Here is a 12923-nt window from a genome sequence, read left to right on the forward strand (position 1 = left end):
GATAGTTTCGAGCGTTTGGAACTAAAGTTTCAAGCGTATGAAACTCTAGTTTCTCACCGATGAAACTACAGTTTCACACCGATGAAACTCTGGTTTCAAGCAATGGAAACTCTTTGAAGATACTGCTAAATTGGAATTGGTGAACATCGGAAAAGTCATATTGTGGTAATACTGTCTGAAATGCCTACTTATCTCCATTTATGGGTGCACTCTCATTCCCGCAACGGTCGATAGCCGTTACTGCAAAATACTTCTTGGCATTCCAAGGCTGGATGGGTGCATAAATGTAACTTGTTTCACGAATACTTTGTGCGACAATATTTTCCGCTTTCTTTGTATCTACCGGATATTCATTGGAAGCATAAATCACGTACATCGGTTTATTCCGTTGGTCATTATCCGTCGCTGGTTGCCAGTTCAATTCGGTATATCCGTTGTCGATGGACGTAACTTTGAGTGCTGAGGGGGCAGACGGCGGAACGTTATCCAACCATGTCATCGGGGGCTGTAATGCCGGATAGGCATAGAAGTTCTCAATCAGTTCGTCATAAATTCCCTGAGTATTGTCCATCAGATACTTGACACGGTAATGCCCTTCTCCTGCCATTTTCTGATTACGGATGAAATTAATCTGACGATCCACTTCGTCGCGTGTCCACTTCCCTTCGTCGGGATGGAGGAAATAGATGCCCAGCCCCGGAATAACCTGTCGTCCGTTGCTCTGTTCCTGCCAGTCGAGCGCGAAAGGATAGAAACTGTTTCCCTGAAAATACATCATGGGATATATCTGATCCTGAATACCTTCTCCGAGCCATCCTTGCGGGTCTTGATAAACGGTATAGAACGCATTCCAACCACGGGAAGAATAGCGGGAAGTATCTCTGTATTTTCCTACAGGGCAAGTACTTACCTTTACCCACGGCTTCATTGCTTTCACACCTTTATATATGTACCGGACGATTTCGGAAATGTTATCCCGTCGCCATTGATCCAAAGTACGTCCTTTGCTGTAACGGCGGAAATCGTATTTGTCGGGGAATAGAGGAGCATTCTCCGGATAGCGCAGGTAGTCGAAATGCACTCCGTCTATATCATAGCGCTCCACCACTTCACGAACGAGTCTCATGAGATACTCTTTCGTAGCAGGATGCCCCGGATTAAGGAAATATTCATTTTTATAAGGCACGCATATATCTTTCACTCGCTTGGTGACAGATTGTTTGCCGAGAGAAGCGACGTGCTTTTTGTTGCCTAGCGGAATAGTCACCATCCACGCATGACATTCCATCCCCCGCTTGTGGCATTCCCCAATCGCAAAAGCCAACGGATCATATCCCGGATTTCCTCCGACTTTTCCGGTCAGGATAGAATTGAACGGTTCGATGGAAGAAGGATACAGCACATCTCCGCGTGTACGGGTCTGAAACAGGACAGTATTGAAGTTGGCAGCTTTCAGTTTGTCAAGGATATCCACCAATTCTTCCTTTTGCTTGCGGATGCCCTGAGGAGTCGTAGCCCGTGTACGGGGCCAGTCCAGACCATATACAGCCGTAATCCATGCTGCACGAACTTCGTGCTTGGGTTGCGCCTTAGCCGGAAGGATAAGAAACAAAAGTGAAAGAATGAAAATAGTTCGGTGCATATTATTCCCTTTTAGATGCTAAATCTCTGCAAAGCTAGCAAAAATGTCTGTAAATTGATTATTCCTTTTTTATTTAATGCTATTTGACAGAAAATTACTGATTCTCTTTTAGTGGTATCTGCATTCTTGGCCGTCTTTTAATAAGGTACGAAATATAAAATATTAATATAACAAGATAATAAACAATGAAAAAGCTACTATCTGTGTCGCTCTGTCTTTTGTTTGCGGCGAGTCTGACTGCCCAGACGGGAAAGATTAGAGTTGCTACTGTTGGAAACAGTATCACCGGGGGAACGAATGATTATGGTTATTACGCGATGCCTCTGGCTGAAATGCTCGGTGATGATTATGAAGTTACCAAATTTGGTAAAGGCTCTTCCGGGGTATTTATAAAATTAAGAGAAGATGCGACTACTCCCGAAAATCCTAATGAATATCAATTCGCTTACATTAATTCTGAGCAATGCGCAGCGGCACTTGAGTATAAACCTAATATTGTCATTATTAAGTTTGGTGCAAATGATGCCAACAAGAAGAATTTCGAAAAATATGGTAAAGAGACTTTTAAAGCAGACTATAAGAAGTTGATCGCTAAATTCCAGGCTCTTTCGACTAAACCGGATATTTATATTTGTACGCCTCCGCCGATGTATTATGGCGATGGGGGATTTCTTGGTTCATTTGATGACAATGTAGCAAAGAATTATATTCAGCCTGCCGTAAGAGAGATTGCGGAGGAACTTAATCTGGTCTGTGTAGATCTGTATAATCCCTTGAAGGGACATCCGGAATTTATGCCGGGTGGCAACGATTGGGTGCATCCCGACCATAGAGGGCATTATATTATAGCGAAGGAAGTGTATAAGGCGATAACGGGTGAATTCGTTATGAACCCCGGTGGGATAACAGTGGCTGCTTCGGATATTTCTCTTTCGGGTTCGAAGGCGAAGATGAAGAATGGTGCTATTGAAAAAGCGAAGAACGGTACGAGATTGTCATTCGATGTACATTTTGGCTCGTTGCCTACGTATGAGAAAGTAGAGGTTGACGTGCAATTGAATAAAAAGAAATCGGGATACTTGGATTTCTATCTGGATACTGAAACAATTCCTTTTGCCTCGGTTGATGTTTCGGGTGCCGACTCTAAGAATTTCACTACACAATCTGCTCTTTTCGACCGTCGGATAAAAGGCAAACATAAAGTGACTGTACAATGGAGAGGACAGGATGCCAAACTGAAATCAGTAACTATCAAGGAAAAATATATGCCTTATGTAACCGATAATGTATCTCAGGTCTATTTGGTAAACAAGGCAACCGGTATGGTACTGGATTGTAATCCGGATTCGAAAGTGATTTCTGCCGCAAAATATGATTCGGAAAAGAAGTCCCAGTTGTTTTGTATCGAGAATTTGACGTATCATATCCTCCGTGTCAGAAATATAGCGACCAACCTTCATGTAATGAATAATGGAGATAAAGTGATTGTGGGTAAGCCGGGTGATGACTGGCGAGTGCATGATCCTAAATATGCATTGTTCCTGACACCTACGGATGATGAAGGCTATTATTCATTGGGGCTGTCTCCTGAAGCAAGAATTGGTTTGTCTTCTGCCAACAGCACAGAGGTGGTAGGCAATAGAAGCGGCCAAATTGAAGACTTGGATAAATGGAAAATCGTGACAGCTGATGAAATGAAGAAGCAGTAATTCAGACCTTGGTGTATATATTGGATTATCTATATTAGCATTGAAAAGAAAGGAGGTTGTATCTGAACCTTTGCCGGAAGAACAAGAAACAAAAGTGAAAGAATGAAAATAGTTCGGTGCATATTCTTTATTTTTTGTTTTAAATCCCTGCAAAGTTAGCAAAAGTGTCGGTATTGTTGGGCTGTTTCGTGAGATTATGTTACATTTGCGACAGTTAAAAAACAACACGCCATGATTACATTTACCCTGTGCCTGCTGGCGTTGATAGCAGGCTATTTCACGTATGGACGCCTGATGGAGCGCGTCTTTGGTCCGGACGACCGTAAAACACCGGCTCTTACCAAAGCCGACGGAGTAGACTATATTCCGTTGCCTACTTGGAAAATATTCATGATTCAATTCCTTAATATCGCCGGACTGGGTCCGATATTCGGTGCGATTATGGGAGCGAAGTTCGGTACTTCTTCTTATTTATGGATTGTATTGGGAAGTATTTTTGCAGGCGCTGTTCATGATTACTTTGCCGGAATGCTTTCTTTACGTCATGGGGGAGAGAGTCTTCCCGAAATCATAGGCCGTTATCTGGGACTGACTACCAAACAGATAATGCGTGGATTTACTGTTCTTCTGATGATTCTCGTCGGTTCCGTCTTCGTAGCCGGACCTGCCGGACTATTGGCCAAGCTGACTCCGGAAAGTCTGGACGCTACTTTTTGGATTGTCGTGGTCTTCCTATATTATATTCTGGCTACCCTGCTTCCGGTCGATAAGATCATCGGTAAAATATATCCGTTGTTTGCAGTAGCCTTGCTGTTTATGGCAGTCGGTATCCTGGTAATGCTTTATGTCAATCACCCTGTTTTGCCCGAACTATGGGACGGCTTGCAGAATACCAATCCGGATGCCAGTGAACTGCCGATCTTCCCGATTATGTTTGTGAGTATCGCCTGTGGTGCCATATCCGGTTTCCATGCCACGCAGAGTCCTTTAATGGCCCGCTGCATGACTTCAGAACGTCATGGACGTCCGGTTTTCTATGGTGCAATGATTACCGAAGGCATCGTTGCTTTGATATGGGCGGCAGCCGCTACTTATTTCTTCCATGAAAATGGAATGGAAGAAAGTAATGCTTCCGTGATAGTAGACGCTATCACTAAAGACTGGCTGGGAGCTATCGGTGGAGTGCTCGCCATTCTTGGAGTAATTGCGGCTCCCATTACTTCGGGAGATACCGCTTTCCGTTCCGCCCGTCTGATTGTGGCGGACTTTCTGGGACTGGAACAAAAAAGTATGCGCCGTCGTTTATACATTTGTATTCCGATGTTCGCAGTAGCTATCGGTCTGCTTCTTTATAGCTTGCGTGACGCGGACGGATTTAACATGATCTGGCGTTACTTTGCCTGGGCCAACCAGACATTGGCGGTGTTCACCCTCTGGGCTATCACGGTCTACCTTGTGGTAGCCAAAAAGCCTTATTGGATTACGCTGATCCCCGCCTTATTTATGACGAGTGTTTGTTCTACTTATATATGTATTGCTCCCGAAGGGCTGGGACTCTCGCATATAGTTTCCTACTGCATCGGTATAGGATGCGTAGTGGTAGCTATTGCCTGGTTCTTTATCTGGCTGGGAAAACAAAAAACTAGAAAACTATCAGAATGAAGAAAATAAAAAAATCGACAGGAGTTGCTATCGCATTCCTTATTTATGTATCAGTAACGGCAGCCTATTTGTTACCTCGCAACACGGAAGTCGGCCAGACGGAGAAGATTCTTACGGTGGTAGGTTCTTACGTCATCGTACTCTTGCTTTGGCTCGTGCTCCGGAAGAAGGAACAAATGCGTGAACGCCGTAAAAAAAACGAACAATCTATTCACTTAAAAAAGTAAATTTATGAAGAAATTAGCTTTAGCTATTTGTCTGCTGGTGGTATCAATAGCTGCCCAGGCACAATTTGAGAAAGGAAAAATGATTCTTAATCCTTCTGTAACGGGATTGGATTTTTCGTATAGTAAAAATGATAAGGCGAAGTTTGGTATTGGTGCGCAAGCCGGTACATTCCTTGCCGACGGTATCGCATTGATGGTTAATGTCGGTGCTGATTGGTCAAAACCCGTAGACGAATACACATTAGGAACAGGAATGCGTTTCTACTTTAATTCCACCGGTGTTTATCTGGGCGGAGGTCTCGACTGGAACCGCTTCCGTTGGAGCGGAGGACATCACCAGACTGACTGGGGGCTAGGCATCGAAGCCGGATACGCTTACTTCCTTTCCCGCACCGTAACCATCGAACCCGCCGTATATTACAAATGGCGCTTCAACGATAGCGACATGTCACGTTTCGGCGTTAAGGTCGGATTCGGATTCTACTTTTAACAATGGATAATGGATAATTGAAAATGGATAATGAGCTGCGCTGTTTACTGCATAGCCATTATCCATTATTCATTAAGCAAGCTTTTCTTTCAGAAACTGCCCCGTATAGCTTGCTCCGCAAGCGGCTACTTCTTCCGGGGTACCTACCGCTACGATATTTCCGCCTTTGTCTCCGCCTTCCGGTCCGAGGTCGATTACATAATCGGCACATTTGATAACGTCCATATTATGTTCGATGATGACAATGCTGTGTCCCCGTCGGATGAGTGCGTCGAAGGCATCCAACAGCTTGCGGATGTCGTGGAAGTGCAGTCCGGTGGTTGGTTCGTCAAAAATAAACAGGGTCGGGTCGGCTTTCTCCTGACTCAGGTAGAATGCCAGCTTCACACGTTGGTTTTCGCCACCGGATAGGGTAGAAGAGGACTGGCCTAATTTGATATATCCCAGTCCGACATCCTGTAGTGGAAGCAGTCTTTTTACAATTTTCTTCTGACCATGTTCGGTGAAGAATTCGACGGCTTGGTTTACTGTCATTTCCAGTACATCATAGATGTTCTTATCCTGGAATTTCACTTCCAGTGTATCTGCTTTAAAACGTTTACCGTGACAGGATTCGCATTCCAGCACCAAGTCTGCCATAAACTGCATTTCTACGGTGATGGTTCCTTCGCCTTTACATTCCTCGCATCGTCCGCCTTCGCTGTTAAAACTGAAATGTCCGGCTGTGTATCCCATTTGTTTTGCCAGAGGCTGTTCCGCCCATAGCTTCCGGATTTCATCATAAGCCTTGATGTAAGTCACCGGATTGGAACGGGACGATTTGCCTATTGGGTTTTGATCGACAAATTCGATATTTCTCAAGTCACGTAGGCTTCCACCGATAGAAGAGAACTCTCCCGGGCGGTCGCTGCATTCATCCAGTTCGCGCTTTAGTGCCCGATAGAAGATATCCCGCACTAACGTACTCTTACCGGAACCGGAAACACCCGTGACTACTGTCATCACATTGAGAGGGAACTTTACATTCACTCCTTTCAGATTGTTTTCGCGGGCACCTGTCAGTTCGATATAATTGTTCCACGGCCGACGATGTTCGGGAACGGGAATCTCCTCTTCTCCCAACAGATACCGTACCGTATGACTATTGCTGCCTTTTTTCAGGTCTTTCATATCGCCCTGATAAACGACTTCTCCACCCAGACGACCGGCATTCGGACCGATATCAATGATGTAATCGGCGGCACGGATTATTTCTTCATCGTGCTCTACCACTACCACCGTATTTCCGAGTTCCTGCAATTGACGCAATACGCGGATCAGACGGTCGGTGTCACGGCTGTGCAAACCGATACTCGGCTCATCCAGAATATAGAGACTGCCGACGAGGCTGCTTCCTAATGACGTTGCCAGGTTGATACGCTGGCTTTCTCCACCCGACAGCGAGTTGCTGAGCCGGTTTAAAGTCAGATATCCCAACCCTACATCTATCAGAAAGCGGATGCGGCTGTTGATTTCAATCAGAATTCTGCGGGCTACATTGCTATCGTGTTCGTTGAGGTTCAGATGGTCGAAGAACTCTTTTAGTTCCGTGATGGGTAAATCTACCAGTTCGGAAATGCTCTTTCCGTCTACCCGCACATATCCTGCCTCCGGTTTCAAACGTGTACCGTGACATTTCGGACAGATTGTTTTTCCCCGGTAGCGTGCCAGCATTACCCTGTACTGTATCTTATATTGATTCTCTTCCAGCATCTTGAAGAAATCGTTGATGCCATGGAAGTATTGGTTTCCTTCCCAGAGTGTGCGACGTTGCTCGTCTGTCAGCTCATAGTAAGGAGTGAAAATCGGGAAATCGAACTTATCCGCATTATGAATCAGTTCATCTTTCCATTCTCCCATCTTCTCGCCACGCCAGCAGACGATGGCCCCTTCATACACGGATAGCGAGCGGTTGGGCACTACCAGATGCTCGTCAATGCCGATCACCTTGCCGAAGCCCTCGCATACGGGGCAGGCACCGATAGGAGAGTTGAACGAGAACATCTGATCGTTCGGCTCCTCAAAAGTGATGCCGTCCGCTTCGAATTTCGTACTGAAATTATATAGCCTGGTGGTGCCGTCCGGCAGATAAAAACGTAGCATACACGTACCGTCCCCTTCATACATGGCAGTTTCGGCAGAGTCCGTCAGTCGGCTGATGGCATCTTTCGTGTTTGCCACTGCCATACGGTCTACCAGCAGATAAACTTCGTCGCCTGCCACCGGCTTGTATTCATCGATACGTTTCATTTCACCGTTCACTTCTACCCGGTTGAAGCCTTGTTTCAGGTCTATCTCCAGTTGTTGCTGCAGGGTACGGTCTTCGCGCAGGCGGATAGGGGTCAATACGGTATATCTGGTCCCCTCCGGATGCGAAAGCATACAGTTGACGATGTCCTCCGTCGAATGCTTCTTGACTTCTTCTCCGCTGACGGGGCTATATGTCCGTCCCACCCGCGCATAAAGCAAGCGCAGATATTCATAAATCTCGGTGGAAGTTCCTACGGTAGATCTCGGATTGCGGCTGTTCACTTTCTGTTCGATGGCGATTGCCGGTGGGATTCCTTTAATAAAATCACATTCGGGTTTGCTCATTCGTCCCAGAAACTGGCGTGCGTAGCTGCTAAGGCTCTCGACATAACGACGTTGTCCTTCTGCATAGAGAGTATCAAAAGCGAGCGACGATTTCCCCGAACCGGATAGTCCGGTGATCACGACAAGTTTGTTGCGTGGAATATCTACATCGATGTTTTTCAGGTTGTTAACCCGCGCTCCTTTGATCGAAATATGTTTGTTTTCTGACATAAAATACTCCTTTTTTATGATAGTCGGCAAAGTTAGCGATTTTATTGATAGAAGAAAGGTTTTTGGTCGGGTTAAGATATGTTATAATTGGTAATAAAAAGAAATTGCTTCGGGATAATTGGCGTATCTTGGTCCGGAATTTACAACAAACATTTCAAAATAATAACAAATTGACTTGAATCGTGAAAAACATCCGGATGGTTATTAGCTTATTCATTCTGTGTTTTGCATCTACTTTAGCCTTTAGTAGCACAAACAAAGAAAAACAGTTGGAAGCCCTTTCCGACAGTGTCTCAAATAAAATAGGTCAGAAAGATTTTATACCTTTCTATCAGGAATATATGCGATTGGCAAGGCAGCAGAATGATACTGCTAAAATCGACGATGCTTATTCTCAGATTGCTTCCCATTATTACCGGTTGAGAAATACGGATAGCTTGAAAGTGGTTGCATATGAATATATGGACTGGTGTCTGAAGCGTGGTAATATCAATAATCGCTATACGCAGTGGCGCCAGTATATTCAGTTGCTTACCGAGAAAGGTTTGCAGGATGAGGCCATGCGTGAGACTGGACTTCTTCAGAAGGATGCGGATGCGGCCAAAAGTGCTTTCGGAATGGCTTGCAGCGAGATGTGTATCGGATATAATCATCGGGTGTTCAGCAACAACGTCAAGCTCTGTCTCGAATACTATTCTTCCGCACTGAAAAAATTTAGCGATGCGGGTTTTTATGAAGATGCCTATGTGGTGTCACTGAATATCATCCAGACTTATCTGGCTAGAGGGGAGTATGCCAATGCGATGGAATACTTGAACCGTATGCCGGGACTGATTGAGAAAATGAAGCGTAAGGATATCCCTGTCCGACCGGAGCTTACCATGCGTTATTATCAGTTTCAAGTGATTGCTACGCTGGCATTGAAAGGGAAGAAGGAGGCGCAGCCGTTTATTGCAGAAGCGGATAAGTTTTATCACGAAAATATGAATGCTTTTCCCCGTGAAGGATGGTTGGGATATAAAATTCTTTGTGCGCGGACGTTGAATGACAATCAGATGGCACTCAACTATCTGGACTCATTGATGGATTATCATCATTCGGTGGGGAGCTGTTATCCTGCCAATCACCTGTTGAAAGCACAGTTTATGGAGCAGATGGGACGCTTTGAAGATGCCTGCGAGGTTTATAAATCTTATGCACATATTAATGATTCCATTCGTTCGGCAGAACTGGACGAGCAATTAAGCAAATATACCGTGCAGTTCGAAGTGGATAAGTTGGAGCACGATAAGCTGGAATTGCGGGCGGAGGTCAACCGCAATCTCTTTATAACTTCCGTGATTGTCGGATGCCTGGTGTTGATATTGTTGATTGTTATCACGTTTTACTATATGCGTTCTTTGTCGTTGAACCGGAAACTGGATGCGGCAAATAAGGCAGTCATCAAGGCTAGCCACATGAAAAGCTCTTTTATCCAGCATATTACACATGAAATCCGTACTCCGCTCAATTCGATTATCGGTTTTTCATCCTTGATGGCTGCCGGTGGGCTGACACAGGAAGAGATGGAAGAATATGCCCGTCAGATGGAGAGCAGCAACGCATATCTGCTTGATTTGGTAAATAATGTGATTGATATAGCCGACATGGACTCTCAGACGGATGATATACCGAAGAAGCCAGTGAGTGTAGATGCGTGTTGTCAGGAATGTTTGGGATTGATTCGTCAGAATCTGAAAGAAGGAATCGAGTTACAATATATGCCTTCTTCTACTCCGGTCGAAGTGTGTACGGTTGAAATTTGGATGAAGCGTGTGCTGCTCGGTTTGCTGAACAATGCCAATAAATTCACGGAATCCGGCTTTATACGTCTCAGTTATGCAGAAGACAAACCGAATCGTCTGGTACGTTTTATTATCGAAGATTCCGGTCCCGGAATCGATGAAAACTACCGGGACTCCATTTTCGAACGGTTCGCGAAGGTCGATGCCTTCACTCAGGGCACCGGACTGGGATTGTCTATTATCCGTCAGATCATGGAATTAGTGGATGGAAATGTCTATCTGGACACTAGCTACGCGGGTGGTGCAAGATTTGTTGTCGAATGGCCTCAATAATAGTTGGAGATAGTATCTGCATCTATTATCTTTGCACCACATTATTTTATGACTCAAGAACATTATGAATCTGAAAAACTATCTTTTCTTATTAGTTCTGCTTCTGGCGGCAGGAGTAAGAGCGCAGGCGCCGTCGGGCAATGCATATCCTAAACGTGAGTTTCGTGCTGCATGGATACAGGCTGTCAACGGACAGTTCCGTGGCATACCGACAGAGAAGCTGAAACAGACACTGGTCGGTCAGCTGAACTCTCTTCAGGGAGCGGGTATCAATGCGATTATCTTTCAGGTGCGTCCCGAAGCGGATGCATTGTATGCTTCACAACACGAACCGTGGAGTCGTTTCCTGACAGGAACACAAGGGCAAATGCCTTCCCCGATGTGGGACCCGATGCAATTCATGATCGAAGAATGCCATAAACGGAATATGGAATTCCATGCATGGATCAATCCCTACCGTGTGAAGACTTCATTGAAGAATCAACTGGCACCGACACATATTTATCATGAACATCCGGAATGGTTTGTCACTTATGGCGATCAGATCTATTTTGATCCGGCACTTCCCGAAAGCCGTGAGCATATCTGCAAGATTGTTTCCGATATTGTATCCCGTTACGATGTAGATGCTATCCACATGGACGATTATTTCTATCCTTATCCGATCAAGGGAGTCGATTTCCCGGACAATGCGAGCTTTGCCCGTTACGGAGGCGGTTTTAGCAATAAGGCGGACTGGCGTCGTGGCAACGTGAATATCCTGATCAAGAAACTTCATGAAACGATACGGGGCATCAAACCGTGGGTGAAGTTCGGTATCAGCCCGTTCGGTATTTACCGCAATCAGAAAACAGATCCGTTGGGCAGCAACACAAATGGTTTGCAGAACTATGATGATCTTTATGCCGACGTATTGCTTTGGGCACGTGAAGGATGGATTGATTATAACATTCCTCAGATTTATTGGGAGATAGGACACAAGGCAGCCGATTACGAAACACTGGTTGACTGGTGGGCGAAGCATGCGGAAAACCGTCCATTGTTTATCGGTCAGGCAGTCATGAATACCATTCAGCATGCCGATCCGAAGAATCCTTCTATCAACCAGCTTCCACGAAAGATGGCTTTGCAGCGTTCTTATCAGACTATCGGCGGAAGTTGCCAATGGTATGCGGCAGCCGTAGTCGAGAACGCTGGAAAATATCGGGATGCCTTGGTACAGGAGTATCATAAATATCCGGCTTTGATTCCGGTATTCGACTTTATGGATGATAAAGCTCCGGGTAAAGTACGCAAGATGAAAAAGGTATGGACAGAAGATGGCTATATACTTTTCTGGACTGCTCCGAAAGCGGAGACTGAAATGGACAAAGCCATTCAGTACGTAGTATACCGTTTCGGTTCCAAAGAAAAGGTGAATCTTGATGATCCGTCACATATCGTAGCTATCACCCGAAATCCGTTCTACAAACTGCCGTATGAAACGGGTAAGACCAAATACCGCTATGTGGTGACGGCTTTAGACCGTATTCATAATGAGTCAAAATCGGTAAGTAAGAAGGTCAAGCTGTAAGGACTGCATGTTCACCTACCACCTCCCCCTGCGGGTACTCCTCCTTCCCGAAGGAGGAGATTTAAGATACTACTGACTTTTTAGTCAGCCTCTTATTGCTTTATTTTAATAAAGCAGTAGTCCTGCAATCCCGCAGGCGATAATCATTAATATCGGATTTGCCTTGTATTTTCTGGTGCCGATAAAGGCTATCAGGAAGATAATGATGCTGATGACAAATGTGTAGGTGTCTTCTGTAGGTGAACCGAAGTTTTCCACATTCATCAATACCAGTGCGGCGGAAGCTAATAATCCGACAACTGCCGGACGCAATCCTGCAAAAATAGATTCCACTACCGGATGTTTCTGATATTTCAGAAAGAATTTGCTGATTGTCAGCATCAGTATGAAAGAGGGAAAAACAACAGCGAATGTGGCAACAATCGATCCCCACACACTTCCTGTCGACGTAAAACCGACATAAGTAGCCGCATTGATACCGATAGGCCCCGGAGTCATCTGACTGATGGCAACAATGTCTGTGAATTCTTGCGAAGTCACCCACCCATAGCGGGTTACTACTTCACCTTGTATCATCGAAAGCATGGCGTAACCTCCGCCAAAACCGAAAAGTCCGATTTTAAAGAACGTATAAAATAACTGAAGATAAATCATCTCTT

9 protein-coding genes are annotated in these 12923 nt (G+C 45.1%); 6 read left to right on the plus strand and 3 right to left on the minus strand.

Going from position 1 to position 12923, the window contains the following annotated elements; all coding sequences use genetic code 11:
* Nucleotides 1-184: 184 nt before the first annotated feature.
* The gene (locus DW640_RS20530) at nucleotides 185-1642 is read right to left on the minus strand and encodes a glycoside hydrolase family 10 protein (RefSeq protein WP_011107959.1); all 1458 of its coding nucleotides are present in this window, start codon (nucleotides 1640-1642) and stop codon (nucleotides 185-187) included.
* Between the two features lie 185 nt (nucleotides 1643-1827).
* Between DW640_RS20530 and DW640_RS20535 the strand changes: the two genes are divergently transcribed.
* The 4 genes from DW640_RS20535 to DW640_RS20550 all read left to right on the plus strand — a co-directional run bounded on the left by DW640_RS20535 (nucleotide 1828) and on the right by DW640_RS20550 (nucleotide 5730).
* Nucleotides 1828-3351 carry a GDSL-type esterase/lipase family protein gene (locus DW640_RS20535; protein WP_008767794.1) on the plus strand — a complete coding sequence of 508 codons (1524 nt, stop codon included), beginning with the start codon at nucleotides 1828-1830 and terminating at the stop codon, nucleotides 3349-3351.
* 231 nt (nucleotides 3352-3582) lie between these two features.
* A complete protein-coding gene (locus DW640_RS20540) occupies nucleotides 3583-5013 on the plus strand; it encodes a carbon starvation protein A (protein WP_008767795.1) in 1431 nt (476 codons plus the stop codon).
* Entirely contained in the window at nucleotides 5010-5240 is a 231-nt protein-coding gene (locus DW640_RS20545) for a hypothetical protein (RefSeq protein WP_117578896.1), read from the plus strand. Before DW640_RS20540 ends, DW640_RS20545 begins: the two co-directional genes overlap by 4 nt.
* A gap of 4 nt (nucleotides 5241-5244) precedes the next feature.
* Nucleotides 5245-5730: an outer membrane beta-barrel protein gene (locus tag DW640_RS20550; RefSeq protein ID WP_008763307.1), complete on the plus strand. Its 486-nt coding sequence runs from the start codon at nucleotides 5245-5247 to the stop codon at nucleotides 5728-5730.
* 72 nt (nucleotides 5731-5802) lie between these two features.
* On the opposite strand, the gene uvrA is transcribed toward DW640_RS20550, so the two are convergent.
* Nucleotides 5803-8574: an excinuclease ABC subunit UvrA gene (uvrA, locus tag DW640_RS20555; RefSeq protein ID WP_055301289.1), complete on the minus strand. Its 2772-nt coding sequence runs from the start codon at nucleotides 8572-8574 to the stop codon at nucleotides 5803-5805.
* Between the two features lie 197 nt (nucleotides 8575-8771).
* On the opposite strand from uvrA, the gene DW640_RS20560 reads away from it, so the two are divergent.
* Both DW640_RS20560 and DW640_RS20565 read left to right on the plus strand, forming a co-directional pair.
* On the plus strand, nucleotides 8772-10691 hold the full coding sequence (locus DW640_RS20560; RefSeq protein ID WP_090615886.1) for a sensor histidine kinase KdpD: 1920 nt from the start codon (nucleotides 8772-8774) through the stop codon (nucleotides 10689-10691).
* Between the two features lie 64 nt (nucleotides 10692-10755).
* On the plus strand, nucleotides 10756-12264 hold the full coding sequence (locus tag DW640_RS20565; protein WP_055229594.1) for a glycoside hydrolase family 10 protein: 1509 nt from the start codon (nucleotides 10756-10758) through the stop codon (nucleotides 12262-12264).
* A gap of 105 nt (nucleotides 12265-12369) precedes the next feature.
* Here DW640_RS20565 and DW640_RS20570 read toward each other — a convergent pair whose 3' ends face one another.
* On the minus strand, nucleotides 12370-12918 hold the full coding sequence (locus tag DW640_RS20570; protein ID WP_008763311.1) for a chromate transporter: 549 nt from the start codon (nucleotides 12916-12918) through the stop codon (nucleotides 12370-12372).
* Between the last annotated feature and the right edge of the window lie 5 nt (nucleotides 12919-12923).

Origin of the sequence: Bacteroides sp. AM23-12 (assembly GCF_003434395.1) — a bacterium.
Taxonomy (GTDB): domain Bacteria; phylum Bacteroidota; class Bacteroidia; order Bacteroidales; family Bacteroidaceae; genus Bacteroides; species Bacteroides thetaiotaomicron.